General features: G+C 36.1%; 28 protein-coding genes, 1 riboswitch and 1 other annotated feature. Of the genes, 16 read left to right on the forward strand and 12 right to left on the reverse strand.

What is annotated here, in order from left to right; genetic code table 11:
- Nucleotides 1-134: 134 nt before the first annotated feature.
- Nucleotides 135-2498 (forward strand): bifunctional 2',3'-cyclic-nucleotide 2'-phosphodiesterase/3'-nucleotidase, encoded by a 2364-nt coding sequence (gene cpdB, locus ACODS7_RS00650; RefSeq protein WP_243168069.1) that lies wholly within the window; start codon nucleotides 135-137, stop codon nucleotides 2496-2498.
- Between the two features lie 48 nt (nucleotides 2499-2546).
- Here cpdB and nhaC read toward each other — a convergent pair whose 3' ends face one another.
- Nucleotides 2547-3920, reverse strand: coding sequence for a Na+/H+ antiporter NhaC (gene nhaC, locus ACODS7_RS00655; protein ID WP_224413397.1), 1374 nt, complete (start codon nucleotides 3918-3920; stop codon nucleotides 2547-2549).
- Nucleotides 3921-4197: 277 nt separating this feature from the next.
- Nucleotides 4198-4418 (reverse strand) — a binding site (T-box leader).
- 143 nt (nucleotides 4419-4561) lie between these two features.
- On the opposite strand from nhaC, the gene ACODS7_RS00660 reads away from it, so the two are divergent.
- The 8 genes from ACODS7_RS00660 (at nucleotide 4562) to ACODS7_RS00695 (ending at nucleotide 11325) form a co-directional block, all read left to right on the forward strand.
- Nucleotides 4562-4918 (forward strand): hypothetical protein, encoded by a 357-nt coding sequence (locus tag ACODS7_RS00660; RefSeq protein WP_000726902.1) that lies wholly within the window; start codon nucleotides 4562-4564, stop codon nucleotides 4916-4918.
- Between the two features lie 77 nt (nucleotides 4919-4995).
- Complete coding sequence (bioA, locus tag ACODS7_RS00665) at nucleotides 4996-6429, forward strand: adenosylmethionine--8-amino-7-oxononanoate transaminase (RefSeq protein WP_142315909.1); 1434 nt, start codon at nucleotides 4996-4998, stop codon at nucleotides 6427-6429.
- Nucleotides 6429-7157 (forward strand): dethiobiotin synthase, encoded by a 729-nt coding sequence (bioD, locus tag ACODS7_RS00670; RefSeq protein WP_098138103.1) that lies wholly within the window; start codon nucleotides 6429-6431, stop codon nucleotides 7155-7157. Before bioA ends, bioD begins: the two co-directional genes overlap by 1 nt.
- Nucleotides 7123-8310 (forward strand): 8-amino-7-oxononanoate synthase, encoded by a 1188-nt coding sequence (gene bioF, locus ACODS7_RS00675; RefSeq protein ID WP_098138101.1) that lies wholly within the window; start codon nucleotides 7123-7125, stop codon nucleotides 8308-8310. Before bioD ends, bioF begins: the two co-directional genes overlap by 35 nt.
- Nucleotides 8307-9047, forward strand: a complete 741-nt coding sequence (locus ACODS7_RS00680) for an alpha/beta fold hydrolase (protein ID WP_242306732.1) — start codon at nucleotides 8307-8309, stop codon at nucleotides 9045-9047. Before bioF ends, ACODS7_RS00680 begins: the two co-directional genes overlap by 4 nt.
- On the forward strand, nucleotides 9013-9822 hold the full coding sequence (bioC, locus tag ACODS7_RS00685) for a malonyl-ACP O-methyltransferase BioC (RefSeq protein WP_029443262.1): 810 nt from the start codon (nucleotides 9013-9015) through the stop codon (nucleotides 9820-9822). Before ACODS7_RS00680 ends, bioC begins: the two co-directional genes overlap by 35 nt.
- Before the next feature lies 1 nt (nucleotide 9823).
- Nucleotides 9824-10822 (forward strand): biotin synthase, encoded by a 999-nt coding sequence (gene bioB, locus ACODS7_RS00690; protein ID WP_000815856.1) that lies wholly within the window; start codon nucleotides 9824-9826, stop codon nucleotides 10820-10822.
- Between the two features lie 182 nt (nucleotides 10823-11004).
- Nucleotides 11005-11325 (forward strand): hypothetical protein, encoded by a 321-nt coding sequence (locus ACODS7_RS00695; RefSeq protein WP_029443261.1) that lies wholly within the window; start codon nucleotides 11005-11007, stop codon nucleotides 11323-11325.
- 22 nt (nucleotides 11326-11347) lie between these two features.
- Here the strand turns inward: ACODS7_RS00695 and ribH are convergent, their stop codons facing one another.
- From ribH to ACODS7_RS00720, 5 genes are all read right to left on the reverse strand, one after another.
- Nucleotides 11348-11809, reverse strand: coding sequence for a 6,7-dimethyl-8-ribityllumazine synthase (gene ribH, locus ACODS7_RS00700; protein ID WP_000230895.1), 462 nt, complete (start codon nucleotides 11807-11809; stop codon nucleotides 11348-11350).
- Between the two features lie 18 nt (nucleotides 11810-11827).
- Nucleotides 11828-13021 carry a bifunctional 3,4-dihydroxy-2-butanone 4-phosphate synthase/GTP cyclohydrolase II gene (gene ribBA / locus ACODS7_RS00705; RefSeq protein WP_243168068.1) on the reverse strand — a complete coding sequence of 398 codons (1194 nt, stop codon included), beginning with the start codon at nucleotides 13019-13021 and terminating at the stop codon, nucleotides 11828-11830.
- A 12-nt stretch (nucleotides 13022-13033) separates the two neighbouring features.
- Nucleotides 13034-13678, reverse strand: a complete 645-nt coding sequence (gene ribE, locus ACODS7_RS00710; RefSeq protein ID WP_088114561.1) for a riboflavin synthase subunit alpha — start codon at nucleotides 13676-13678, stop codon at nucleotides 13034-13036.
- Nucleotides 13660-14772 carry a bifunctional diaminohydroxyphosphoribosylaminopyrimidine deaminase/5-amino-6-(5-phosphoribosylamino)uracil reductase RibD gene (gene ribD / locus ACODS7_RS00715; protein ID WP_029443258.1) on the reverse strand — a complete coding sequence of 371 codons (1113 nt, stop codon included), beginning with the start codon at nucleotides 14770-14772 and terminating at the stop codon, nucleotides 13660-13662. Before ribD ends, ribE begins: the two co-directional genes overlap by 19 nt.
- A 304-nt stretch (nucleotides 14773-15076) precedes the next feature.
- Nucleotides 15077-15220, reverse strand: a riboswitch (FMN riboswitch).
- A 191-nt stretch (nucleotides 15221-15411) separates the two neighbouring features.
- On the reverse strand, nucleotides 15412-15618 hold the full coding sequence (locus tag ACODS7_RS00720; RefSeq protein ID WP_001151582.1) for a CDGSH iron-sulfur domain-containing protein: 207 nt from the start codon (nucleotides 15616-15618) through the stop codon (nucleotides 15412-15414).
- A 288-nt stretch (nucleotides 15619-15906) separates the two neighbouring features.
- Here ACODS7_RS00720 and ACODS7_RS00725 point away from each other — a divergent pair, with 288 nt between their 5' ends.
- A complete protein-coding gene (locus ACODS7_RS00725) occupies nucleotides 15907-16152 on the forward strand; it encodes a DUF2552 family protein (RefSeq protein WP_000360793.1) in 246 nt (81 codons plus the stop codon).
- A 10-nt stretch (nucleotides 16153-16162) separates the two neighbouring features.
- Here ACODS7_RS00725 and ACODS7_RS00730 read toward each other — a convergent pair whose 3' ends face one another.
- Complete coding sequence (locus ACODS7_RS00730; protein WP_029443257.1) at nucleotides 16163-17086, reverse strand: alpha/beta hydrolase; 924 nt, start codon at nucleotides 17084-17086, stop codon at nucleotides 16163-16165.
- 81 nt (nucleotides 17087-17167) lie between these two features.
- On the opposite strand from ACODS7_RS00730, the gene ACODS7_RS00735 reads away from it, so the two are divergent.
- A complete protein-coding gene (locus ACODS7_RS00735) occupies nucleotides 17168-17650 on the forward strand; it encodes a GNAT family N-acetyltransferase (RefSeq protein ID WP_243168067.1) in 483 nt (160 codons plus the stop codon).
- Nucleotides 17651-17749: 99 nt separating this feature from the next.
- On the forward strand, nucleotides 17750-18613 hold the full coding sequence (locus ACODS7_RS00740) for a LacI family DNA-binding transcriptional regulator (RefSeq protein ID WP_016080371.1): 864 nt from the start codon (nucleotides 17750-17752) through the stop codon (nucleotides 18611-18613).
- Nucleotides 18614-18637: 24 nt separating this feature from the next.
- On the opposite strand, the gene ACODS7_RS00745 is transcribed toward ACODS7_RS00740, so the two are convergent.
- Together ACODS7_RS00745 and ACODS7_RS00750 are read right to left on the reverse strand one after the other, a co-directional pair.
- Nucleotides 18638-19957, reverse strand: coding sequence for a Na+/H+ antiporter family protein (locus ACODS7_RS00745; protein WP_243168066.1), 1320 nt, complete (start codon nucleotides 19955-19957; stop codon nucleotides 18638-18640).
- Between the two features lie 131 nt (nucleotides 19958-20088).
- Nucleotides 20089-21087: an alpha/beta fold hydrolase gene (locus ACODS7_RS00750; protein WP_029443256.1), complete on the reverse strand. Its 999-nt coding sequence runs from the start codon at nucleotides 21085-21087 to the stop codon at nucleotides 20089-20091.
- A 121-nt stretch (nucleotides 21088-21208) separates the two neighbouring features.
- Between ACODS7_RS00750 and ACODS7_RS00755 the strand changes: the two genes are divergently transcribed.
- Nucleotides 21209-21685, forward strand: coding sequence for a ribbon-helix-helix domain-containing protein (locus ACODS7_RS00755; RefSeq protein WP_029443255.1), 477 nt, complete (start codon nucleotides 21209-21211; stop codon nucleotides 21683-21685).
- Nucleotides 21686-21810: 125 nt separating this feature from the next.
- Here the strand turns inward: ACODS7_RS00755 and ACODS7_RS00760 are convergent, their stop codons facing one another.
- Nucleotides 21811-23400 carry a bifunctional metallophosphatase/5'-nucleotidase gene (locus ACODS7_RS00760; protein ID WP_029443254.1) on the reverse strand — a complete coding sequence of 530 codons (1590 nt, stop codon included), beginning with the start codon at nucleotides 23398-23400 and terminating at the stop codon, nucleotides 21811-21813.
- 202 nt (nucleotides 23401-23602) lie between these two features.
- Between ACODS7_RS00760 and ACODS7_RS00765 the strand changes: the two genes are divergently transcribed.
- The 3 genes from ACODS7_RS00765 to ACODS7_RS00775 all read left to right on the forward strand — a co-directional run bounded on the left by ACODS7_RS00765 (nucleotide 23603) and on the right by ACODS7_RS00775 (nucleotide 25413).
- The gene (locus ACODS7_RS00765; RefSeq protein WP_000727561.1) at nucleotides 23603-23866 is read left to right on the forward strand and encodes a YqkE family protein; all 264 of its coding nucleotides are present in this window, start codon (nucleotides 23603-23605) and stop codon (nucleotides 23864-23866) included.
- A gap of 67 nt (nucleotides 23867-23933) precedes the next feature.
- Complete coding sequence (locus ACODS7_RS00770; protein ID WP_016080375.1) at nucleotides 23934-24458, forward strand: GrpB family protein; 525 nt, start codon at nucleotides 23934-23936, stop codon at nucleotides 24456-24458.
- A 127-nt stretch (nucleotides 24459-24585) separates the two neighbouring features.
- Entirely contained in the window at nucleotides 24586-25413 is an 828-nt protein-coding gene (locus ACODS7_RS00775; RefSeq protein WP_016080376.1) for an aldo/keto reductase, read from the forward strand.
- Between the two features lie 57 nt (nucleotides 25414-25470).
- On the opposite strand, the gene ACODS7_RS00780 is transcribed toward ACODS7_RS00775, so the two are convergent.
- Both ACODS7_RS00780 and mciZ read right to left on the reverse strand, forming a co-directional pair.
- Nucleotides 25471-26385, reverse strand: a complete 915-nt coding sequence (locus ACODS7_RS00780) for an aldo/keto reductase (protein ID WP_016080377.1) — start codon at nucleotides 26383-26385, stop codon at nucleotides 25471-25473.
- 92 nt (nucleotides 26386-26477) lie between these two features.
- Nucleotides 26478-26612 (reverse strand): Z-ring formation inhibitor MciZ, encoded by a 135-nt coding sequence (gene mciZ / locus ACODS7_RS00785; RefSeq protein ID WP_000870292.1) that lies wholly within the window; start codon nucleotides 26610-26612, stop codon nucleotides 26478-26480.
- Nucleotides 26613-26676 lie beyond the last annotated feature (64 nt).

Raw genomic sequence — 26676 nt, forward strand, 5'->3', positions numbered from 1 at the left:
GCGTTTAAGGGGACTACTCGTTAGCGCAGGGTGAAATGAAAATTGTGTCTCTAATAGAAGAAAAAAGGTATGTGGTTAGAGACGGATAGGGATTCATTTCATTATTTCTGGTAATTGTATAAGGGGGATTTTTTGTGAAAAAGTCAAAAAAAATGCTAGCTGGAGCAACTCTTGCGATTGGTGTAATGGCACCGCAAGTAATGCCAGCAACAGCTCATGCAGATGATAACACTGGGGAGAGTACAGTTAACTTACGAATTCTAGAAACATCAGATATTCACGTTAACTTAATGAATTACGATTATTATCAAACGAAAACAGATAATAAAGTAGGTCTTGTACAAACGGCAACACTCGTTAATAAAGCACGTGAAGAAGTGAAAAACTCTGTCCTATTTGATGATGGGGATGCATTACAAGGGACACCGCTTGGGGATTACGTAGCGAATAAAATAAATGATCCGAAAAATCTTGTGGATCCTAGTTATACACATCCATTATATCGTGTAATGAATTTAATGAAGTATGACGTCATCTCTCTTGGGAATCATGAATTTAACTACGGTTTAGATTATTTAAACAAGGTGATTGAAAAAACGGATTTCCCGGTTATTAACTCGAATGTATATAAAGTTGACCATGATGATAAGGAAGAGAACGATGAAAATTATTTTAAACCATATCATATTTTAAAGAAAGAAGTAGTGGATGAAGCAGGTCAAAAACAAATAGTGAAAATTGGTGTAATGGGATTTGTTCCACCACAAATCATGAACTGGGATAAAGCGAACTTAGAAGGAAAAGTAAAAGCGAAAGACATCGTCGCAACAGCAAAAATAATGGTGAAAAAAATGCAAGATGAGGGTGCAGATATTATCGTTGCATTGGCTCATTCAGGCGTCGATAAGAGCGAATATAAAGAAGTGAATAAAATGGAAAATGCATCATATCATTTAGCAACGCAAGTTCCTGGCGTAGATGCAGTATTAATGGGACATTCACATACTGAAGTGAAGGATGTATTTAATGGTGTTCCAGTTGTAATGCCTGGTGTTTTTGGTAGTAACTTAGGTATTATTGATATGCAATTGAAAAAGGTAAACGGAACATGGGAAGTACAAAAAGAGCAATCGAAGCCGCAACTTCGTCCGATTGCTGATAGTAAAGGAAAACCATTAGTAGAATCTGATCAAAATTTAGTTAATGAAATTAAAGACGATCATCAAGCGACAATCGACTATGTAAATACAGCTGTAGGTGAAACGAAAGCACCAATTAATAGTTATTTTTCATTAGTACAAGATGATCCTTCTGTACAACTTGTGACAAATGCACAAAAGTGGTATGTAGAAAAGTTATTTGCTGAAAATGGACAGTATAGCAAATATAAAGGAATTCCAGTTTTATCTGCAGGTGCACCATTTAAAGCAGGTGGCCGAAACGGTGCAACATATTATACTGATATTCCAGCTGGAACGTTAGCGATTAAAAACGTTGCAGATTTATACGTGTATCCAAATACGTTATATGCTGTAAAAGTAAATGGGGCACAAGTGAAAGAATGGCTTGAAATGTCTGCAGGTCAGTTTAATCAAATTGATCCAAAGAAAACAGAAGAACAGCCATTAGTAAATATAGGCTATCCTACATATAACTTTGATATTTTAGATGGCTTAAAATACGAAATTGATGTAACACAACCGGCGAAATACGATAAAGATGGAAAAGTTGTAAATGCAAATACGAATCGTATTATAAATATGACATATGAAGGTAAGCCAGTAGCTGACGAGCAAGAGTTCATCGTCGCTACAAATAACTATCGTGGAAGTAGCCAGACGTTCCCGGGTGTAAGTAAAGGGGAAGTTGTATACCAATCACAAGATGAAACACGTCAAATTATTGTGAAGTATATGCAAGAAACACCAGTTATTAATCCGGAAGCAGATAAAAATTGGACGTTTAAACCGATTGTTGCAGATAAATTAAATACAACATTTGATTCTTCACCAAATGCACAAAAGTATATAAAGGCAGATGGAAAGATTTCATATGTTGGACCATCTGAAAATGAATTTGCTAAATATGCAATTGATATAACGAAGAAGAATGATGATAAAGAAACTGGTGAAGGAAATCCAACGACACCGCCGAAAGGTGATGGAGAAAATCCGACGACACCGCCAACAGGTGGTGGAGAAAATCCAACGACACCGCCAACAGGTAATGGAGAAAACCCAACACCACCAACAGAAGAAGGTAATAATGGTAATGAACCAAAGCAAGATGGAAACAATACTGGATCTGGACAAACTACAACAGATGATCAAAATACAAAAGAAACAACAACAACTGTAAGTGAAAATAAAGAAGCTGAAAAAGATGAACGTGATTTACCAAAAACAGGTGCAAGTATTGCTTCTACAATTGGAGCTGGTCTTGCGTTTGTTGGAGCGGGATTCCTTCTGTTATTTAGAAGAAAGAAAGCGAATAGATAGTCGAGAAATATAAAAAGGATTACCGATTTGGTAATCCTTTTTGTTATATTATGAAACTGGTACTGCTTTTTCTTTCTTCCATGACAGGCCAAATCCAGTAAAGCCGACGATAATCGTTACGACTGGACAAGCTAAACAGAAGATTGCGTATGGAAGGTAATCGAATGTTGGAACGCTAAGGACGTTTGTTAAGAATACGCCACTTACACCCCATGGTACGAGCGGGTTAATAACTGTACCTGCATCTTCTAATACTCGTGATAAATTACGACGTTCTAAACCGACTTCATCGTATTTATTAGCAAATGCTTGTCCTGTTAAAACAATTGATAAGTACTGTTCACCAAGTAAGAAGTTTACACCAATTGCAGTTGAAGCAGTAGAAATAATTAAGCGTGTGCTATTTTTTACGAAGCTAGAGATAATATTCATCAGCTGCGCTATAATACCCATTCCTTGTAATAATCCTCCCATACAAAGAGCTAGGAAAATAAGGGCAATCGACATCATCATACTTTGCAGGCCACCGCGAGATAATAAGCTATCAATATCTTTGATACCAGTTTTAGAAACGTAACCGTCTTGCATAATTTTCATTAAATCAGCTAAAGAAGTGCTAGGTTTAAAAATAAAGAGAATAATAATTCCTACCACAATTCCTGCAAGTAATGTTGGAACTGCGGGTACCTTTTTAAATGCGAATAGGAACAGTAATAAAATAGGAATCAGTGTAACGATAGAAATTGTTGTATTTTTTTCTAATGTGTTAATAAATGCTGAGAAATCAACGTTTCCACCAGATCCGCTTCCTAAAATGAAAAATGCGATAAATGCAATAATGAAAGCTGGCACTGTTGTCCAAAGCATGTTACGAATATGTTCAAATAAATCTACACCTGTTACAGCAGGCGCTAAGTTTGTTGTATCAGATAAAGGAGACATTTTATCTCCGAAGAATGCACCAGAAATAATTGCACCAGCAATAAGAGCTGGATCGTATCCAAGGGCAGTACCCATTCCCATAAAGGCAAGTCCTACAGTTGCAGCAGTTGTAAATGCACTACCGATACTCGTTCCAACAATTGCACAAACAACAAAAACAGTTGGAACGAAAATTTTTGGAGATACAAGTTGGAAGCCGTATACCATTAAAGTTGGAATAGTTCCAGCTGCGATCCAAACGCTAATTAATACGCCTACAAGTAAGAAAATAAATATAGATGGAATACCAGCTGAAATACTACTGATCATCCCTTTCTCCATAGTAGACCAAGAGATTCTCTTCAAGAATCCAAATGCTAATAAAAGAACGATACCAAATAAAATTGGGATGTGTGGTGAAACTTCTAATTTGATAACACTAAAGCCAATGCAGAAAAAGATAAAAATTGTTAAAAGAACAGATTCAATTTTTGAAACCATTGTTTTCCCCTCCTAAGTAATCTAAAATAGCTCTTTTTTATATAAAATTCGCCAATATTGTTTATTTCCTTCTAGAATTTAGAATTTTGTGACAAATTACCGGTAATTGTCCATATCTCAATATGATGCGGAAATGATTGGATAAAAAAACGCCCCTGCATATAATTATGCAGGGACGAAGAAATCGCGGTACCACCCTAGCTTGTGAAATGAATGTATCACAAAATAAAGGGTCGTATGATATGCGTTAATAAAATAAAAACGCCCCTGCAATATATGCAGGGACGAAAAATTCGCGGTACCACCCTAAATTGTGAAACAGTTTCGTTCCACCACTCTTTAGACATAACGGTCTATAACCGTCTTTCACTACTCCTTACGTTTCGTAAAAGAAGCTCCAGGGGGTAATTCATAATTCGCTCTGTACTGGTTCGCACCGACCACCAGCTCTCTGAAATCAGAAATCGAAATACTACTAAATCCTATCAACGCCGATTCATATGATGTTAGTTAAATTTTTATCATATTTTCATCTTACATGTCAATAAAAATATTAAATATTTTTTTAGGGAAATAAAGGAGAATTGTTTTTAACGCTGTAAAAATGTACGTTATAATGAATTTGAAAGGGGGAGGAAAGAGTGAAGAAAAAAATAATTCTTTTTACCACTTTATTAGTTATTGGAGGAAGTGCTGGAATTTACACAGCTTTTGCGGCTGAATCAGAGCAGTTGAAACAAAAGCAAATACAACAGTCAGAAGTGAAGAAAGTAAAAGAAATAGAAGAGAAGAAATCAATGGAAAAAGCAGCAGAGAAACTAGGAGTTTCTACTGAGGGGAAAACAAAAGAAGAGGTTACGAAAGAAGTGAATACCGCTAGGTTTGAGAAGCGTCATGATTTATTAATTGAGCACGCTAAGCAACTTGGAATTGATACAGAGGGAAAAAAAGATGAAGAAATTATTTTAGAAATTGGAAAGATACAGCATGGAAAGTAGAACAACTTATCGTATGATAAGTTGTTCTTTTTTAAGAACTATTTGATTTTAAAATAATTGACAGTCATTCGGATTTAATGTTAACTATATTTATAAACAAGTTAACATTAGGGGTGGCAATTGTGACAATAAACAGTAAAACGATTGAAAAATCATCTTATACATATGAAGAATTAGCAGAGAAAAATAAAGCTTATGTATGGCACCCATTTACACAAATGAAAGATTATTTAGAAGAAGATCCTGTCATTATTGAACGTGGAGAGGGAAGAAAACTATACGATGTAAATGGTAATGAGTATTGGGATGGTGTTTCATCTATATGGTTAAATGTTCACGGACATCAAGTACCGGAATTAGATGAAGCAATTCGTGAGCAATTAAATAAAATTGCTCATTCTACTATGTTAGGACTTGCTAACGTTCCATCTATTTTATTAGCAGAAAAAATTATTGAGGTTGTACCAGATGGATTGAAGAAGGTATTCTACTCTGATTCAGGTTCTACCGCTGTTGAAATTGCAATTAAGATGGCTTTCCAATATTGGCAGCATAAAGGGAAACCAAAGAAACAAAGATTCGTTACATTAAAAGAAGCATATCACGGTGATACAATTGGAGCTGTTTCAGTAGGAGCAATAGACTTGTTTCACCAAGTGTATAGTTCGCTCTTATTTGATGCGATTAAAATGCCGTATCCATATACATATCGTTCTCCTTACGGAAATAATAAGGAGGAAATTGTAAAAAGCCATTTAGAAGAAATGGAAGAATTGTTGAAAGAAAAGCATGAAGAAGTAGCTGCCATCATTGTAGAGCCATTAATGCAAGGTGCTGGCGGAATGATTACAATGCCAAAAGGATATTTAAAAGGACTGCGCGATTTATGTACAAAGTACAATGTATTATTTATTACAGATGAGGTAGCGACTGGATTTGGGCGTACAGGGAAAATGTTTGCGTGTGAACATGAAAATGTGACGCCAGACATTTTAACTGCTGGGAAAGGTTTAACAGGTGGATATTTACCAATTGCAGTTACGGTAACGACAGATGAAATATATAATGCTTTCTTAGGAGAATATGAAGAACAAAAAACATTTTTCCATGGACATAGCTACACAGGCAATCCGTTAGGGTGTGCCGTAGCAATCGCGAATCTAGAACTATATGAAAAAACAAATTTAATAGAAGAAGTGGCACGTAAAACGGATTATGTGGCAGCGCAATTAGAAAAGCTCTTTGCCTATAAACATGTAGGTGATATTCGTCAGTGCGGATTAATGGTTGGTATTGAGCTTGTGAAGAATAAGGGAACGAAAGAAGCTTTTGACTGGACAGAAAGAGTCGGTGTTCAAGTATGTAAACGCTCAAGAGAGCTGGGTATGATTTTACGACCGCTAGGTAATACGATTGTATTTATGCCACCACTTGCTTCTACTTTTGAAGAGATTGATGATATGTTACGTATTTTATACAAGGCAATCTCGGATGTTACGGAGGGAGAATAATGAGTGGTTTTTTCATAACAGCAACTGATACTGAAGTTGGAAAAACAGTAGTTGCAGGTGCTATGGCAGGTGTATTTAGAGAATTAGGATATAACGTAGGGGTATATAAACCGTTGCAAAGTGGGCATGTTGCATCAAACCCTGAGGGAGATGCGGCAAGGTTAAAAGTACTATCAGGTGTACCGACACAAGAAAATGAAATTTGCCCTTATTCTATTGAAGAACCACTTGCTCCGAGACTTGCCATGAAAAGAGCTGGAAGAGTAGTAAAGTTAAAAGAAATTACTGATTACTATAATGAACTATTAAAAGAGTTTAATAGCTTATTTGTAGAAGGAGCAGGTGGGCTTGCTGTCCCATATACAGAAGATGCTTTAGTAATAGATTTTGCAACAGAATTACAGTTGCCTCTTATTGTAGTAGCTCGTCCTACATTAGGAACAGTAAATCATACAGTGTTAACGATTGCTTACGCAAAGGCGCATGGTTTAACCGTAGCGGGTGTCATTTTATCAGGTTGTAAAGAATGTGAAATGGAAAGAGTGCAAGAAAATAAAGAGATGATTGAAGAGCTGAGCGGGGTACCAGTTTTAGGATTATTGCCATTCTTTGCAGGTGAGTTTACGAAAGAAGAAGTATTAGAAGCTGCAAAAGAACATATTATGATTTCAAAATTAGAGGAGTTTATCCAAAATGAATCAAACGTGGCGGGCGCACCTTCAATCTAAATTACAACAATTACATGAGCAAGGGCAGTATCGTGATTTGCATGTAACAGAGAAGGCAGAAGAGACTTGGCTTATTCGAGATAAAAAAAGGATGTTAAATTTAGCGTCAAATAATTATTTAGGGTTAGCTGGAGATGAAAGGTTAAAAGAAGCTGCTATTGCCTGTACAAAAAGATATGGAACTGGAGCGACTGCCTCCCGCCTTGTTGTAGGAAATCATCCATTATATGAAGAGGTTGAGAGAAGCATATGTGACTGGAAAGGTACTGAAAGAGCTTTAATTGTAAATAGTGGATATACGGCAAATATAGGTGCCATATCTTCTTTAGCCTCTCGGCACGATATTGTTTTTAGTGATAAGTTAAATCACGCAAGTATTGTTGATGGAATCATATTAAGCGGGGCAGAGCATAAAAGGTATCGTCATAATGATTTGGATCATTTAGAGAAGTTGTTGAAAATGGCTTCGCCTGAAAAAAGGAAATTAATCGTAACAGATACCGTTTTTAGTATGGATGGTGATACTGCGTATTTGAGAGATTTAGTACAGCTGAAAGAGAAATACGGGGCAATCATTATAGTCGATGAAGCACATGCGAGTGGAATATATGGAATCGGCGGAGCTGGGTTATCTCATATAGAAAAAAATCTTGCTCAAAAAATTGATATACATATGGGGACGTTTAGCAAGGCTTTAGGGTGTTATGGTGCGTATTTGACAGGTGATGAAATTTATATAGAGTATTTACAAAATATGATGAGAAGCTTTATTTTTACTACAGCTTTACCACCAAGTACGTTAGGAGCGGTGCAAAAAGCAATTGAAATTGTAAAAGAAGATAACGAAAGAAGAGAGAACCTTATAGCAAATGGAGAATACTTCAGAACTAAATTAAGGGATGCTGGTTTTGATATTGGGAATAGCTCAACTCATATTGTACCGATTGTAGTCGGTTCAAATGAACATGCTTTAAGGTTTAGTAAAAGGTTGCAAGAGGCAGGGATTGCGGCCATTGCAATTCGTCCGCCAACTGTGCCAATTCATAGTTCTCGAATTCGCTTTGCAGTTACATCGCAACATACAATAGCTGATTTAAAATGGGCTATTGACCGAATTATTCACATTGCGAAAGAAGAGGAGATTTTCGTATGAAAGAGCTAAAGATTATTTTTATCCCCGGATGGGGAATGGAAGAGAATATTTGGGATTTAGTACTTCCGTATTTTAAAGGATATCCTGTTCAATGCATAGATTGGCGTAATGTGAACGAACGAAGTGAATTTGTGGAACGAATTATAGATGTAGCACATAACGACAACGTAATTTTAGTTGGTTGGTCACTAGGAGCGTTAGCAGCAGTTGAAGCTTATAAAAAGATTAAGGCAAAAGGCATCGTATTAATTGGTGGTACTGCTAAATTTACAAATACGAGCGATTACAGTAACGGATGGAATGCTTTGCATGTAGAACGGCTGAAAAGGAATTTGGCGAGAAGGAAAGAAGATACGCTCAAGCGGTTTTATGAAAATATGTTTACGAAAGATGAGCTAAAAGAGAATAAAAACTTTGAAGACATTGTAGACCGTTTTAAAGGTGATTCTATTCAGTCTTTACAACTAGGTTTGGATTATTTAATAGAAACAGATATGAGAGAAGAACTAAAAGAAATTAAAGTACCTATACTACTTATTCACGGAGAACAGGATGTAATATGCCCATTGTCTGCGGCACGTAGTATGACGGAGAATAGCAGTAGCGAGCTGAAAGTAGTAAGTGAAGCAGGGCATGCATTATGTGTAACGAATTTTGAATATTGCGTAAATGAGATAATTCAATTTGTAGAGGGGATACGACATGATCAACAAAACGTTACTACAAAAACGGTTTAATGGGGCAGCCGTATCTTACGATCGATATGCAAATGTACAAAAAAAGATGGCACATTCATTACTTTCAATCTTAAAGGAACGATATAGTGAAACGGCATCGATACGTATTTTAGAACTGGGGTGCGGGACGGGGTATGTAACAGAGCAATTATCAAAGTTATTTCCGAAAGCACATATTACAGCAGTTGATTTTGCTGAAAGTATGATTGCGATTGCGCAAACTAGACAAAATGTAAAAAATGTAACGTTTCACTGTGAAGATATTGAGCGATTACGATTAGAAGAATCATATGATGTCATTATTTCAAATGCTACATTTCAATGGTTAAATAATTTACAACAAGTGTTAAGAAATTTATTTCATCATTTGTCTATAGATGGGATATTACTCTTTTCAACGTTTGGACATGAAACATTTCAAGAATTGCATACTTCGTTCCAACGTGCGAAAGAAGAAAGAAATATAAAAAATGAAACATCGATTGGTCAACGTTTTTATTCAAAAGATCAGTTGCTTCATATATGCAAGATAGAAACAGGGGATGTGCATGTTTCTGAAACATGTTACATAGAGAGTTTTACAGAAGTTAAGGAGTTTCTGCATTCTATTCGAAAAGTAGGAGCGACTAATAGCAATGAAGGATCATATTGTCAAAGTCCCTCACTCTTTCGTGCGATGCTGCGCATATACGAAAGAGACTTCACGGGAAATGAAGGGATAATGGCAACGTATCATGCTTTATTTATGCATATAACAAAAGAGGGGAAGAGATGAAATGAAACAAGTACAAACAAAAAGGGATTGGAAAAAACTTGCATACGACGTAGTGGAAGAGAAGATGATTACGAAAGAAGATGCAATAGCGATATTAGAAGCTGATGATACAGAAGTTTTAGAAATTATGAATGCAGCTTACATTATTCGCCATCATCACTTTGGTAAGAAAGTAAAATTGAATATGATTATTAATACGAAATCTGGATTATGTCCTGAAGATTGTGGATATTGCTCACAGTCTATTATTTCAGAAGCGCCGATTGATAAATATGCATGGTTAACGCAGGAGAAGATTGTAGAAGGGGCACATGAAGCAATACGCCGTAAAGCGGGTACATATTGTATTGTAGCATCTGGTCGTCGTCCGACGGATAAAGAGGTAAATCACGTAATTGGAGCAGTTAAGGAAATTCGTGAAACGACAGACTTGAAGATTTGTTGTTGTTTAGGTTTCTTAAATGAAGATCAAGCAGGACGTTTAGCGGAAGCAGGCGTGCATCGTTATAACCACAACTTAAATACACATGCAAATAATTACGATAGTATTTGTTCAACGCATACGTATGATGATCGTGTTGATACAGTTCAAAAAGCGAAACAAGCTGGTATTTCACCATGCTCTGGGGCGATTTTTGGCATGGGAGAAACAATTGAAGAGCGTGCTGAAATTGCATTTGAATTACAACGTATAGATGCAGATTCTATCCCTTGTAATTTCCTTGTTGCTGTAAAGGGAACACCTCTTGAAGGGCAAAAAGAGTTAACGCCAGTAGAATGTTTAAAAGTACTGGCAATGATGCGTTTTGTAAACCCAACAAAAGAAATTCGTATTTCAGGAGGACGTGAAATCAATTTACGTTCTGTACAGCCAATCGGTTTATTTGCAGCAAATTCTATTTTTGTCGGGGACTACTTAACGACAGCTGGACAAGAGCCGACTGCAGACTGGGGTATGATTGCAGATTTAGGATTTGAGATTGAAGAGTGTGCATTATAAGATAGATGAAAAAGCAAACTTGTAAAAGGGTTTGCTTTTTTTGTAAATAAAATGTAATAAATAGTTGCGGACGCCTGTTACTATTGGTTTTTGAACGAAAAAAAGAATTTTTGTGGACGAATTTTCCAAGCCTTAGTTGTACATAGTAAATATGTAATTTATATTGGGTTGGAGGATTTTACATGTACAAATACATATTAGCGATTATGACTTGTTTAATTTTAATAAAAGCAATAAGTTCTGATCCAGTTAAGGCTGCTGAAAATCCTGAACAAAAAGAGATGCAACAAAGAATCGAACAACACTTTCGAACGAAAGCTGAACATTTTGGATTGAAAACGGAAGGAAAAGATTTAAAGGAAGTTAGAAAAGAAATTATTATTATAGAAGAAGCGAAAAAAAGAGAGAATGTATGGAGAACAGCACAAGCTCTTCATATAAAAACAGAAGGAAAAACGATGAATGAATTAATAAAAGATGTACAAAAAAAGGTAAAAAAATAAAAAGAGGCCGCAGCCTCTTTTTTTATGCCCATTGTTTTGATAAGTGAGCCATTTCAATTGCAGCAACAGCTGATTCATATCCTTTATTACCAGCTTTCGTACCTGCGCGTTCAATCGCTTGTTCAATTGTTTCTGTCGTTAATACGCCGAAAATAACTGGGATGTCCATTTGTAGTGATAAAGACGCAACTCCTTTTGCTACTTCATTACAAACGTAATCGTAGTGAGTTGTAGCACCTCGGATTACAGTACCTAATGTAATAACAGCATCATACTTTCCGCTACTAGCCATCTTTTTAGCGATTAAAGGAATTTCAAATGCACCAGGAACCCAAGCAACATCAATATCATTTTCTTCTACACCGTGACGCTTTAATCCGTCTAAAGCGCCGCCAAGTAACTTACTTGTAATAAATTCGTTAAAACGTCCAACAACAACTCCAACTTTTAATCCTGTACCAACTAAATGACCTTCGAATACCATAATAAATCTCTCCTTTAATTATAAGTTTAGTAAGTGTCCTAATTTGTTTACTTTCGTTTGTAAATACGATTTATTCTCTTCTTTTGCTGGCATTTGCAACGGTACACGCTCGACTACTTCTAAATCGTAACCTTGTAAGCCAGCAATTTTTCTTGGGTTATTCGTTAATAATCGTAAACTCTGTAAACCTAAATCTTTTAATATTTGAGCACCGATACCGTAATCACGAAGATCAGCAGGGAAGCCGAGTTTTTCATTTGCTTCTACAGTATCGAATCCTTCTTCTTGTAATTTATAAGCACGAAGCTTATTAAGAAGCCCAATGCCTCTTCCTTCTTGCCTCATATAAAGAAGAACACCTTTTCCTTCACGCTCAATTTGAGCAAGTGCTGCATGGAGTTGTGGTCCGCAATCGCAGCGATGTGAACCGAATACATCTCCTGTTAAGCATTCAGAATGAACACGCACAAGTACCGGTTCACCTATTGAAATATCACCTTTTACAAGTGCGATATGTTCTTTCGTATCTAATGAGTTAGAATAGCCAATTGCGTGGAAAGTACCGAAATCTGTAGGTAATGTAATTTCCACCTCTCTCGTCACAAGTGTTTCATGATGGCGGCGGTAAGCAATTAAATCTTCTATTGTAATCATTTTTATATCAAATTGTTTTGCGCATTCTAGTAAATCAGGTACACGTGCCATCGTGCCGTCCTCATTTATAATCTCGCAAATAACTCCAGCTGGTTCGGCACCGCATAGCTTTGCTAAATCAACAGCAGCTTCTGTATGACCTGCACGACGCAGGACACCGCCTTCTTTCGCAATTAATGGAAAGATATGTCCAGGTCGATTGAAATCAGCACCTTTTGATGCGGGGTTTAACAATTCTTGTATCGTAGTTGCACGTTCGTGAGCGCTAATCCCTGTTGTTGTAGAGACATGGTCAATGCTCACTGTAAACGCAGTATGATGTGAATCTGTATTATGAGATACCATTGGTTCTAATTGTAGACGTTCTGCGTACCCTTCCGTAATCGGTACACAAACGAGACCACGGCCATGTGTAATCATAAAATTAATTGTTTCTGGTGTAATGTACTCTGCTAAAGCAATAAAATCGCCTTCATTTTCTCGGTTTTCATCATCACATACGATAACGACTTTACCTTTTTTTAAATCTTCTAGAGCTTCTTCAATACGATGAAACATTGTGCTTCCCCCTTATAGAAATCCGTTTTCTTGTAAAAAGCTTTCGGTCATTGAACCTACTCGTTTTGTAGGTTTAGTAATAAAGCGTTCAATATATTTACCAATCATGTCACACTCAATGTTTACGATATCTCCGGCATTTTTTGCTCCAATGACAGATTCGCTTACTGTGTGCGGGATGAGTGAAATCGTTATGGAAGATTCGTCTATATCAAATATCGTTAAACTCGTTCCATCAACAGCAATGGATCCTTTATGCAAACAATAGCGCAGCAGTTCATCAGAAATTGCTATTTTGTAATAGACGGCATTGTAATGTTGTTTTTTATTTAAAATCGTTCCGATTCCATCAATATGTCCTGAAACGAAATGTCCACCGAATCGTCCGTTTGCAGCCATTGCTCGCTCTAAATTTACTTTAGAGTGCGGTTTAAGCATGCGAAGCGATGTCGACTGCATCGTTTCAGGCATTGCATCAACTGTAAATGAAGTAGTTGTAAAGCTTGTTACAGTTAAGCAAATACCGTTAACCGCGATACTATCACCTAAGTGAACATCTGATAAAATTTTCTTTGCATGAATCGTTAATTTCATCGCTTCTCCGCTTTGTTGCATGTTTGCTATCGTTCCTAATTCGTCTACAATTCCTGTAAACATTCCGTCACCTCGTTTCGGGCATTCGCAACAATTTTTATATCATCACCAATTTGTTTCATCTCTTGAATTTTCAAGGAAAGCGCATCTTGTAATTTTGAAAAACCATTTCCTCCAAATAAAGTAGGAGCATCTTTCCCACCAATTAATTTCGGGCTTATATAGGTTACAATTTCATTAAAATTGTTTGTTTTTAAGAAACTTGCATGAATCGATTGGCCACCTTCAACGAATAGAGAAAGAATTTGTTTTTCTCCAAGAAAGGAAAGAAGGTCCTCAATTTCTATATGCTTCGTTTCCATTTGGAATATAGCTATATTTTTAGATTCATAAGAAGATATCTTCTCTTTCTTTACATCCTTACCGACAATAATCCATGTCGGTGCTAAACCATCTGTTATGACATGAGAAGATGGTGGTGTTCGTAAATGGGTATCTAAAACAACGCGAATAGGGTGTTTCCCACCATTTGGAATTCTTGTTGTTAAATGTGGGTTATCAGCTATAACTGTATTTACTCCAACAAGAATTGCATCATGTGTATGGCGATATTGGTGAACATCAGCACGTGCTTCTTCACCTGTAATCCACTTACTTTCACCAGTTACAGTTGCTGTTTTTCCATCTAAGCTCATCGCTGTTTTTATTGTTACAAAAGGGCGTTTTGTTTTCATGTAGTGAAAAAAGTAGCGATTTAATAAAACTGCTTCCGCTTCAAGAACACCGGTAGTTACTTCAATTCTAGCTTCCTCTAATCTTCTTTTTCCGTTACCAGAAACGAGCGGATTACAATCGAGAGTAGCAATTACAACACGCTTAACTCCTTTTTCGATGAGCAATTCACAACAAGGTGGTGTTTTTCCAAAGTGGCTACACGGTTCCAGTGTTACATAAACGGTAGCGTCTTTGGCGTTCTGACCAGCCATTTGAAGGGCATGAACTTCTGCGTGTTCTTCACCAGCTCGTAAATGAGCCCCCATACCAACGATGTTTCCATCTTTTACAACAACAGCACCAACCATAGGATTTGGACTTGTTTGTCCTGATGTTCCTTCTGCTAACTGCAGGGCAATCCTCATATATTCTTGATCTGTCATTTTCTTCACCTCTCCTAAAAAAATCAAAAAACCCCAAGGATTTAATATCCTTGGGGTTTGGGAGACGTGATTTCTAGAAATATAGTTTGAATACGAAAGCATAGGAAAGAAACCTAACGATAATTGATATTTCTGCATAAGGAAAAAACCTAGCAAAATATCGAATTTTTAAACGCTAGTTGTCTCTTTTTATTTCAGTATAAAAAATAAGTATAGAAAATTAAACATATATAAAGAATCAAAATGAATCTTTAAAAATATGCATACTGAAATAAAAGTGTATTCACTATATAAAAACTAGAAACATATCCTTCTCCCATCCAGACTATACTGTCGGCCCTAGAGTTTCACTAGATCCACCGTTTTCGAGTTGAAAACGGGTCACGGACTTAGAAGTTTTCACTTCATCACCGCCGGTTGGGAATTTCACCCGACCCCGAAGGATGCTGTTTGCTCAAATTATAGCACAAAAAAAATAAAAGGCTAGTAAAAAATATTCGAATGTGAAGAATTGTGTGAAAATATATGTGGGCTGGAATGGAAATAAAAGTATTAGAAATGTTGTAAGGAGAAGGGATATAACGGAGTTGCTAAAAAGAAAAAAACATGCACAAAAAAATGTGCATGTCACATGTAAAATTATTCTGCCTCGGGTGCTCTAACAACGGACTCGAATTTACCTTTATGCGAAGCGTCGCAATAAGGCATATTTTTTGATAAGCCACAACGGCATAAAGAAAATGCCGGTTTTGCTGGGAATACATTCCCTTGTGAGTCGACTAATTCCACGTCCCCTGTAACGCGAAAAGAGCCATTATCATTTACTTTAATTTGTACTTTTGCCAACGTTATCCCTCCTTCCCAAACGCTTAATTTCATCATATAATCAAGGGAAGTGCTTGGCAATATAAAGTGAAACTTTAATTAGTGGGGGAGGCATCCCCCACTAATTATTAGTTGAACCAATCGGGCTTTTAGGGGCAGTTAATCTCCCACCTAACTTCTTTGTTTCAGCCGAATTTTGAGGTGGGAGTTTTACTGCCCGCAAATAGCGGGGAAAAAAGAGCACTTTGTTTGAGAAAGAAGAGAGTGTTATAATAGTTTTCATAACTGACTAGAGTAAGGTGACGAGAGATGGATAAACAATTACATACATTACGAAACATTGCAAATGAGCGCACGTGGGCATCATTTTTGAATGATAATCATCCATATAGTTTGTTACATTGGTCCATTGCAGGTGTAGGGCAAGAGGCAAAGGATGTTTGGTTACTTCAAGATGAAGTAACATTTCAAACGACAGAATTTCCAACGTTAGATGATGCAATGCAATGGATTTCTGAAAATATGGAACAAGTTACAGACGTTTTAGCGCAATAAAAAAACAGGCTTATGCAAGCCTGTTTTTTGTTTCTTTCACATATGTGTTTAAAAATTGATCGATGGCTGCTTCGTACTCTTCTTTATTTTCGTTATAAGAGCAAGCGTGTGCACCGTGTTCTGCAATATAAAGTTGCTTATTATTTTCTTTCGCTTCATATAACGCTTTTGTCATATCAGCTAAAATATAGTCGTCATCTTTACTATGAATAAAGAGAACGGGATTGTTAATGTTTTTTATACAGTCGATTGGTGAAACTTCACGAATTGTATAACCGTCACGAACTTTTAAAAATGCGTTTGCTAAAGGTAATAAAGGCCATTTTGGTAAATGGAATTCAACCTTTAAACGGTGCTGTAATTGTCCGTGAAAATCAGAGAAAGGACAATCTGCAATATAGAAATCAGCACCATCTTCTACAAGTCCTGCGTATTGAAGAATTGTTGCAGCTCCCATAGATTCACCATGAATACCAAGTGTAATATTGGTTCCAAAACGGCTTTTTAGCCAGTCAACTACGGATTTCAAATCATGCTTTTCATAGTATCCATAGCTTGTTGTTTTTCCGCCAGTTTTACCATGACGACGATGATCGTAAATGAGGACATTATATCCCCTTTTTAAGAATAAGTTTGCATATTTTACAGAGTTTATTTTATTTACAGTTACACCGTGGCAAAAAACCATAAACTTATTGGAATGACCAGCAGGAATGTAATATCCGTGAAGGTCGTATCCGAATTGTGAAGGGATATGAATTTCTTCTTTATGAAGAGCATCAAAATCCTCTATACGAAAATGTTTTTTCGTTTCTCTTTCGAGTACTTCTTCCTCTGTTTTTTTCTTTAAGTACATCACTTTATTTGTAAAGAAAATCCCAAGGGCAGTTATTGCACCTAGTATAGTAAACAATGCTGCAAAAAAACGTTTCATACTTTACCTCATCCTCCAAATACCGTTACATGTGATACACTTATATTGTATCACAATGATATAAAAGGGGAGAAATAGGAAATGCTGCATATACAAAAAATTACGCCAGCGATGAAAGAAACAATCCGAATGTTCATGTGTAAGAACTGGGGAAGTTCATTGATGGTTTCACGTGGTAAGGGACATCAGTTAGAAGAGTTGCCAGGATTTGTTGCGCTCTCAGATGACAGAATAATCGGAATTATAACGTATGAAATGACCGGAAATATGTGTGAAATTGTATCGCTAGATAGCTTTGAAGAAAGAAAAGGAATAGGGACGAAACTTGTAGATTGTGTATTACAAGTTGCAGAAGAAGAGCGGTGCAGACAGGTTTGGCTTATTACAACAAATGATAATATGAATGCGTTACGATTTTACCAAAAACGTAATTTTGTAATGACTAATTTATATGTGAATGCGGTAGAGGAGGCACGAAAAATAAAGAAAGAAATTCCACGTATTGGATATGATAATATCCCAATTTTACATGAAATTCAGTTGGAGTATCATTTAGTCAAATGATGTAACAATTTTCAGAAATATGAGTTATTAATCTTGACGGATAGTGTAATTTAGGTTACCGTAAAATTGTAATCTATTACCATATTAAGGGGTGACGATGTGGCAACTATACGTGATGTTGCAAAATTGGCAGGTGTTTCAGTCGCAACCGTTTCACGAGTTATTAATGAAAAAGGATACGTTCATGAGGACACAGTAAAACAAGTAAAGGAAGCAATTGAAGAATTACGTTATAGGCCAAACAGTGCAGCGAAGCCACTATTTAAAGAGAATTCAACGATAATTGCATTACTTGTAGATAATTTATGTAACCCATCAAACATCACTTTGCTACATTGTATTGAGGAAATAGCATATAAAGAAGGCTATCAAATCATTATTTGTAATATAGAGAATAAAGATAGATACATACATATGCTGAAGCAAAATAACATTGCAGGTGTTATTTTGACAAGGGCAGTTTTTAAAAGTATAGGAGAAATTCCATTTCCGTTTGTTGTGATTGATGAGCAACAATCACATGCAAATTATTATGAAAGTGGGCAGAGAGCTGTTTCTTTATTAAAAGAGAAAGGGTGTCACTTTCTTGCATATTTCGGTGAGGGAGAAGAAAGTGAAGAAATGGAAGATCATATAGCAGGGTTTTTAGACGCTGTTTGGGATGAAGGAATCTCTTATCGAGAAGAATGTGTACAAGGGTATACAAATAAACAATTTATTACATTATTGCAAAATAATCCTTATATAGATGGAATTGTAACCTCAAGTGATCAGATTGCTATTGAGTTAATTCGGTCAGCGAGATTTCTAAATATACATATACCAGATAAATTAAAAATTGTTGGACCGAATGGGAGCATAGAGTGTGAATGGATAGGCTCATCACTACCGGCAATTGAAAGCTATGTCAAAGATAATGGAAAAGTAGCTTTTCAACAATTAAAAGGAAAAATAAAAAAGTAAAAGGTGCGTTTTATACGCACCTTTTTATAATGTAATTGCGGCAATAAAGCCAAATATAAGTAACGGTATATTGTAATGTAGAAAAGTGGGTACACATGTATCCCATATATGATGGTGCTGACCATCAGCATTTAAACCGGATGTTGGTCCAAGGGTACTATCTGATGCTGGAGATCCTGCGTCACCTAGTGCTCCGGCTGTACCGATAATTGCAATTGTGGCCATTGGACTAAATCCAAGCTGAATGCAAAGAGGTACAAAAATGGTTGTTAAGATAGGGATGGTTGAAAAGGATGAACCAATTCCCATCGTAACGAGAAGTCCAATAACGAGCATAAGAAATGCAGCGAGTGGTTTGTTATTTCCAATTATATGTGCACTCGTTTGCACCAGTGATTCAACATGTCCTGTTTTTCGAAGGACAGTGCCGAATCCAGCGGCAGCAATCATAACAAAGCCAATAAAGGACATCATACGCATTCCGCTTGTTAATATCGCATCTGCTTCTTTAAGTGGTAGACTGCCACTAACTGATAAGACGATAATACCTGCTAAAGCACCGAAAATCATTGATTCTGTTGTTAATTGAACAGTTAATGTAGCAATGATAGATAATAACCCGAAAGTAATGCTACGTTTTGTATAGGGAACGATTTCATTTTCGGTAGTATGAATTTGTTCTGTTTCATACGTACGAGGTTTTCGGTACGTAATGAATACCGCTACACATAATCCAATAATCATACCAATTGCTGGAATAGTCATTGCTTTTGGAATAAGTGTGACATCAAATGTAAGGCCGCTTTGCGCAGCGTTGGTTTGTAATACGTCATGATAAATTTTTCCGAATCCTGCAGGGATCCACATATAAGGAGTAATCAATCCAAATGTAATAATACATGTGACAAGTCTGCGATCCACTTTCAGCTCATTTAATACTTTTAAAAGTGCTGGAATTAAGATGGGGATGAAAGCAATGTGAACAGGAATCACATTTTGTGAGAAACAAGCCATCGTTAAAATAATGAATAAAATAAGTATTTTAGAATAAACTTGTTTTTTCGTGTCTTGTTCATTGCCAATCCATTTTAATGCAGTTTGAATCATAGCATCTGGAAGTCCTGTTTTGGAAAGGGAAATAGCGAAACCACCAAGCATTGCATAACTTAAAGCGATTGGAGCACTGTTTCCAAGACCAGTTGTAAAAGTGTTAATCGTTTCTGAAATACCGAGTCCGCCGATAATTCCGCCTGTTAAAGCTCCAACAATGATGGCGACAATGACCTGGACACGTAACAAACTAAGCAATAGCATAATTGCTACTGCGACGAGTACAGCGTTCATAATAAATGTAATCTCCCTAAATTTTTATTCTGTTAAGACAAGTAAATATGAAACATTTTGCTATGTTTATACATACTTGCGACATATTATTATAAAATGTTTTCTATGAAATGTAAAAGAGCCTTTTGTTACTAATGCTGAAAAGCTAGCTCTTGTTTAATTGATCGCAAAGAATTGGCGAATAATTCTGGTTCTTCTAAATCAGGAGAATGTGCTGAATTTGGGAACCAAATCATCTTTTTTATAGGCGCTTCAATAATATCGCAATATTCCTGAACGAGTGCATAAGGAGTTTGATAATCATAGCGACCAGAACAAAAATAAACTGGAATAGATAAACTTGAGATAGAAGAAAAGAAATCGATTGTCAGCATTTCTTCCCATAAAACGCCAGATTTTAAATTTCCTGCGAGAAACTTGAACCAATCTAATAGCGTATACTCAGGAGAAAAGAAACCTTTTCGTATGAAAGAAAAGGAAGATCCGTTTTGGATTGCGCCTCCAAATGTGCCAAGCCACTTTCTTTGAATAATGAGACGTCTCGTATCTAAAAATGGTGGTTTGCCTAATTTTAAAAGGGAAGCTAATGCTTTTTTATGATTATGTTTTTTTGCAGAATGAATTAAATGTTGATATAGCAATTCTTCATTTTGTTTCATATGTACAATTTGCCCAATACCGATGTAAGCCTCGATATACTTTGGGTATTGATGTGCTATGTTAAGCCCAATAATACTTCCCCAAGAATGACCAGCGAGAAATAGTTTTTGTTTGTTGAACCTTTTAAGTACATATTGAATCACTTCTTTTGCATCGGAAACGAATTGTTCGATTGTGAAATTTGCTCCGAAATCTTTCATTGAAAAGGATTTACCAGCCCCGCGCTGATCCCAATTAATAACAATAAATTGCTTCTCTAATTCTTTTTGAAAATGGCGAATAAATCCGATTTGTGCCATCCCAGGTCCGCCGTGACAGCATAATAAAATAGGTTGCTCTACGTTTTGTCCACGCATAAGGAGAGTTTGTTTTCGATTATTTATCATAACGCTTTCTATCGTAGCGATACTATTAGGAATGAGTTGTTTGTTTTCGTTATAGAACTGAGGGGTGTAGCTACGAAAAAGCATATTGAAAACCTCCTTTTGTGAAATCGTATGAATCGCACAGGCTATTCATTTTGCATATACTGTTAGAAAATCATTGTAACATACCATACTAGTGTCATTTCAACACGGGAGGAGGGAAATTGTGACGATTGGAGAAATTATAGATGGTTTAAATAGACGTGAATCCATCGCTATTATAGCAAAACGTCTTGAAATAAGCCCGTATACATTATCGAAGAAATTAAGATTGATTGGATATGAATATGATGGAGAGCAGAAGAAACGTATTTTTGTAGGAGATGGAGAAGAACCACGTCACTTACAACTCCAAGAAGCGACCGCCCTTCAATATGAGAAAACAGATTATCAATTATTAATTTACGAGCAATTACAAAGCATTTATGAGTTACTAAGAAAAAGAGACGAAGTAATTGCACCAATTATGAGTAAGAGTACAGAGAAAAAGAGACGAACCTTTTCTATTAATACAGAAATATTAGCAAGATTGGACCTTATATCAGAATCGAAAGGAATTCAAAAGTCTAAACTTGTAGAAGAGGCGTTGCAACAATTTTTACAGCAATATGAAGTTGATAAAACATCACATTTTGATAACTAAAGAAAAGGATACTATGTTCATTGGAAGAACGAGTATCCTTTTTATGATGTATATTACGTATAAAATAGAGGATCAGTACAAATCCTTTATGGCGTGAAAAATGAAATTTATTATTAGAGAAACACTTAATTTACTTTTTGAATTCTTCCATCAATAACTGGCTGAATTGGTTCTTTTAATTGTTTTACGTAATCGACTAACGCTTCAAAGTCGTTTGGACCAGTTTCTGCATTTTTACCATTTTTAAATGATACGAATCCGTCACCGCCAGAAGCTAAGAAGGCATTTGCAACTACGCTATACGTTGTAGATGGAGATAATTCTTCTCCGTTTGTTAAACGTATATTTGTAACTTTTTCACCGTTTGGTTTATTTACATCCCACGTATATTGAATACCTGAAATTTGAAGCATTCTTGTTGTTCCTTTTTGCCATTGCTGATTTAAAATATCGCGAATGTCTTGACCTGTTAAATCTACTTTAATCAATTGATTTCCAAAAGGTTGAATGCCGTATAACTCACCCCACGTAATATCACCAGCATCTAAGTCATTACGAATGCCACCAGGATTCATGAGGGCGATTTGAGTTTGCATCGTTTGACGCTGAGCATCGGCAACTAAATTTCCAAGAGTGGACTCACCAGCATCATTTTGTTTACGGTCGATAGGTGCTGTAGATTTTCCGACCACTTCATTTACAAGTGGTGCGATTTTTTCTTTATATTGATCTAGTTTTTTCTTTACTTGTTTATCAGGTTCTACACCTTCATGATACGTTGTAACAACTTCAGCTTTTTTCTTTACAATATCCTTTGTTTTACGATCAATTGTTACATCCACGTCTGAGAAAGCCGTTCCGTATGAATTTGCTTGGACAATTAGTTTATTATTTACTGTACCATTTACATACGTATGACTATGTCCACCGAAAATAACATCAACTTCTGGGTCTGTTTCATTTGCAATTCGAGTAAGGTCGCCATTTGTTACCCCAGATTCATCGGTTGTTCCACCGACATGAGCAAGAACGACGATTGATTTAACGCCGAGGCGTTTTAATTGTTGTGTTGATTTATTAATTGCTTCTACTTCATCAGTAATCTGTACATTTTTAAGCATCGTAGGCATAACAACATTTGGTGTATCAGTTGTAACAACACCAATGAATCCGACAGGAACACCATCTACCATTTTTACAGTAAATGGTGGTAAAAATAAGCGGCCAGTTGATTTGTTATAGAAGTTAGCAGCTACATAGGGGAAGTTAGCCCCTTTGAAATTCCCTGTTTTTTCATGATATCCACCGTAAATGAGGCGTTTCATTTCATCAATGCCTTCATCAAATTCATGGTTCCCGATTGTACCAACATCAAATTTTAAGTCATTTAAAAATTCAATCGTCGGTTCATCTTGTAATAATGCTGAAACTGGTGGACTAGCTCCGACGATATCACCAGCATGTACGAGAAGGGTATTAGGGTTTTGTTTTTTACGTTCTTTTAAATAAGTAGCTAAGTAATCAGCGCCACCAGCTTCTTTATTATTGATTTTTTTAACAGTATCTAGTTGTCCATGGAGATCATTAATACCAAGCATTTGTACGTCTATGTAGCGGTTTTGTTCAGCTGGATTCTGAGATGGGGGAGCGGCAAATACGCTTGAAAAAGTAATAGTGCTTAAAACAGCAACGGCAGGAATAATTTTTTTCCACATAATATAATTCTCCTTTTTTTTATAATCTGACATCATACGACATAATTTTAATAGATTCATAGGATTATAGCTACATAAAAATTTAGTCTTTTCGAAAAATTAACATATTTACAAAAAGTGAATAATAGAGTAAAGACCCTTTTTTATTGTCGATTTCATCGTGTATCTACTATAATGGAGAAAAAAGTAAAAGGTGAGTAGCATGAAGAAAAAGAAACAAAGACAAATGCAAAGACAATCGCAAGTGAATCAACCAAAGAAAGAAACACTTACATTAGGCGATCAATTAAATGATTCACTCATGCAACAATTAAAGAGTAAGAAGAAAGAGTTGCAAGTGAGAGAAGAGGAAAAAGAGGCAGCTGAACTGGAAAGAAAGCGCCAAGAACAAAAAGAACGTGAAAAGAATAAATCATTTGAAGAACTGCTAAGTGAAAGTAACCTTACTTGGAAAGACTTTAAATAATAAAAAAATGATCAGTGAAATACCACTGATCATTTTTTGACGAGCTTGTAAGAAAAGGGGAGTTAGAATGAGAAAAATTGTCGTTGTTCCGCATGAAAACCATTGGATTGAAAAATTTCAAATGGAGGCTGAAAGATTAAAATCAGCGATGCCAGAAACGGTGAAAATGCATCATATTGGAAGTACGTCAGTGCCCGGACTGGCAGCTAAACCTATTATTGATATGATCATGGAAGTAGAAAATATCGAAAGAGTAGATGGGTGGAATGAACGATTTATAGAGCTTGGTTACATCGTAAAAGGGGAAAATGGTATTTCAAGACGCCGATATTTTATTCATGGAACTGAGGAAAAACGTTCGTATCATTTACACGTGTTTGAAAAAGGAAATCCAGAGATAGTAAGGCATTTAGCGTTTCGTGATTATATGATGGCTCATTGTGAAGAAGCAGAGGCATATGCAACCTTAAAGAAAGAATTAGCCGAAAAGTATACATATGATGGCACGTTATATACGGAAGGGAAAAATGAGTTTGTGCGCAATGTGGATGAAAAAGCGAAAGAATGGAGAGAAAATAACGTGAATGAATGAGTTCACGTTATTTTTTAGCTATATAAAAGTGTTATGTAAACTGTACGTATGTTTTGACTTTTTGGATGAATCTTGTTGAAATAAAGTTATGGCTTATAAAAAATGTAACAATGAAAGGGAGACGACTGTGCATATTCCAACAACTACACTTCATAATGGCGTGAAAATGCCGATGATTGGTCTAGGCGTATATAAAGCGAAAGAAGGCGACGAAGTAAAACAAGCAGTAAAAACAGCGTTAGAAGTTGGATACCGTTCAATTGATACAGCAACTGTGTATGAAAATGAAAGCGGTGTCGGAGAGGCGATACTTGAATCAGGAATTCCAAGAGAAGATATATTTATTACAACAAAAGTATGGAACGACGATCAAGGATATGAAGAGACACTCGAGGCGTTTGAAAAGAGTTTAAAAAAATTACAAATGGACTATGTAGATTTATATTTAATACATTGGCCGGTAAGAGGGAAGTATGTTGATACGTACCGAGCTTTAGAGAAATTGTATGAAGAAGGTAAAGTGCGTGCGATTGGTGTTTCTAATTTTCATAAACATCATTTAGAACTATTATTACCAAATTGCAAAGTGAAGCCGATGGTAAACCAAGTGGAACTTCATCCGATGTTGACGCAATTTGAATTGCGTAATTATTGTCAAGATGAGCAAATTCAAATGGAAGCATGGAGTCCGTTAATGAGGGGCGGAGAAGTATTCCAGCATCCAATCATTCAGGCTATTGCTAACAAATATGAAAAAACACCTGCACAAGTTATATTAAGGTGGGATATTCAAAGCGGGATTGTTACAATTCCTAAATCTGTTACACCATCTCGTATTAAAGAAAACTTTACTATTTTTGATTTTGCACTAACTGAAGAAGAGATACGTCAAATTAACACGTTGAATCGTGATTTACATGTAGGAACGAATCCTGATAAATATGATACGTTATAAAAAAGACTGTCTCCTAATACTGGAGACAGTCTTCTGTTTATCGGTAATTCGATATTTTTAACGATGCAAAGCATATGTGTCATATTTAACAATCTTTTGAAGTTGTACGTATTCTTCTTTAGTTAAAGGTAACTGTTGGCTAGCTCGTATATTTTCCTGCAATTGTTGAAGCGAGCTTGCACCAGGTATAACAGCTGCAACAGTCTTATTATGTAAGCAATATTGAATAGCTGTTCCTGTTAAAGAGCTTTCTCCAATCGTTTCTTTTACACTCGCTAGAGTTGTATGTAATTCATCGTAAGAATAAGAGAGATAATCCTTTTCCTTTACTCTTTCTACTTTTCTTGCATTGTTGTCAGTTAAAATTCCTTTTGCAAGTGGCCCGCGAGCAATGACACTAATTTGGTGTTCATTCAGAAGGGGGAACCATTCTTCTGGACGACGATTTAAAAGGCTATATTCCATTAGTACACTAACGATGTTTGAGCGTTTTGCATACTCACGAACGACATTTGGGCGTATAGAAGAAATACCGTAATGGCGAATAATACCTTCTTTTTTCAATTCTTCAAAAGCTTCAATTGTTTCATCGATTGGGTCTTCATTCGTTCCGCCATGAAGTTGGTAAAGATCAATATAATCAGTTTGAAGTCTACGTAAACTTTCCTTTACTTCAGTTTTTATGTAAGCTTTAGAAGGATCCCAAGACCAGCCATTTTTTTCTTCTGTCCAACGATTTCCAACCTTCGTTGAAAGAACAATTTGGTCTCTTTTCCCCTTCAAGGCTTTTCCAACAAATTCTTCATTTAATCCGTAATCATATAAATCTGCTGTATCAAAAAAATTAATTCCTAAATCGATCGCTTCATCGATAATACGCATAGCTTCTGTTTCAGATGTACCGAGAGACATACAGCCAAGGCCCATTTCTGTAACAAACAAATCTGAGTTTCCTAATTGACGTTTTTTCATAGGTCAACCTCCTTACCTTTATTGTACGAGAGGGAAAAGAGGTTGACAAACGTTTCCTTTTCGCTTCGCATTAACTGCCCGTAAAAGCATGATTAATGTTTCACTTTATTTGCTGTAATCCACTCTTGTACAGTTGTATACTCTTTGCTATATTGCTTTAGCTTATGGCGAATTTGCCATGCTTTTCCGACTAACGTGATGCGATTTGGTAAAATATAAACTTTCATTTCTATCACGCTCCTTTCAATGTGGTAAAATGTATGAAGAAAGAATAGGAAATAGAACAGGGAG

The sequence above is a fragment of the Bacillus sp. FG16 genome (assembly GCF_057809515.1).

Coding starts and splice junctions, on each gene's coding strand:
- nhaC (WP_224413397.1), bottom strand. CDS start 3,920: ATGGTTTCAAAAATTGAATCTGTTCTTTTAACAATTTTTATCTTTTTC.
- bioA (WP_142315909.1), top strand. CDS start 4,996: ATGTTAACTATATTTATAAACAAGTTAACATTAGGGGTGGCAATTGTG.
- bioD (WP_098138103.1), top strand. CDS start 6,429: ATGAGTGGTTTTTTCATAACAGCAACTGATACTGAAGTTGGAAAAACA.
- bioF (WP_098138101.1), top strand. CDS start 7,123: ATGAATCAAACGTGGCGGGCGCACCTTCAATCTAAATTACAACAATTA.
- ACODS7_RS00680 (WP_242306732.1), top strand. CDS start 8,307: ATGAAAGAGCTAAAGATTATTTTTATCCCCGGATGGGGAATGGAAGAG.
- bioC (WP_029443262.1), top strand. CDS start 9,013: ATGATCAACAAAACGTTACTACAAAAACGGTTTAATGGGGCAGCCGTA.
- bioB (WP_000815856.1), top strand. CDS start 9,824: ATGAAACAAGTACAAACAAAAAGGGATTGGAAAAAACTTGCATACGAC.
- ACODS7_RS00695 (WP_029443261.1), top strand. CDS start 11,005: ATGTACAAATACATATTAGCGATTATGACTTGTTTAATTTTAATAAAA.
- ribH (WP_000230895.1), bottom strand. CDS start 11,809: ATGGTATTCGAAGGTCATTTAGTTGGTACAGGATTAAAAGTTGGAGTT.
- ribBA (WP_243168068.1), bottom strand. CDS start 13,021: ATGTTTCATCGTATTGAAGAAGCTCTAGAAGATTTAAAAAAAGGTAAA.
- ribE (WP_088114561.1), bottom strand. CDS start 13,678: ATGTTTACAGGAATTGTAGACGAATTAGGAACGATAGCAAACATGCAA.
- ribD (WP_029443258.1), bottom strand. CDS start 14,772: ATGACAGATCAAGAATATATGAGGATTGCCCTGCAGTTAGCAGAAGGA.
- ACODS7_RS00725 (WP_000360793.1), top strand. CDS start 15,907: ATGGATAAACAATTACATACATTACGAAACATTGCAAATGAGCGCACG.
- ACODS7_RS00730 (WP_029443257.1), bottom strand. CDS start 17,086: ATGAAACGTTTTTTTGCAGCATTGTTTACTATACTAGGTGCAATAACT.
- ACODS7_RS00735 (WP_243168067.1), top strand. CDS start 17,168: ATGCTGCATATACAAAAAATTACGCCAGCGATGAAAGAAACAATCCGA.
- ACODS7_RS00745 (WP_243168066.1), bottom strand. CDS start 19,957: ATGAACGCTGTACTCGTCGCAGTAGCAATTATGCTATTGCTTAGTTTG.
- ACODS7_RS00750 (WP_029443256.1), bottom strand. CDS start 21,087: ATGCTTTTTCGTAGCTACACCCCTCAGTTCTATAACGAAAACAAACAA.
- ACODS7_RS00760 (WP_029443254.1), bottom strand. CDS start 23,400: ATGTGGAAAAAAATTATTCCTGCCGTTGCTGTTTTAAGCACTATTACT.
- ACODS7_RS00765 (WP_000727561.1), top strand. CDS start 23,603: ATGAAGAAAAAGAAACAAAGACAAATGCAAAGACAATCGCAAGTGAAT.
- ACODS7_RS00770 (WP_016080375.1), top strand. CDS start 23,934: ATGAGAAAAATTGTCGTTGTTCCGCATGAAAACCATTGGATTGAAAAA.
- ACODS7_RS00780 (WP_016080377.1), bottom strand. CDS start 26,385: ATGAAAAAACGTCAATTAGGAAACTCAGATTTGTTTGTTACAGAAATG.
- mciZ (WP_000870292.1), bottom strand. CDS start 26,612: ATGAAAGTTTATATTTTACCAAATCGCATCACGTTAGTCGGAAAAGCA.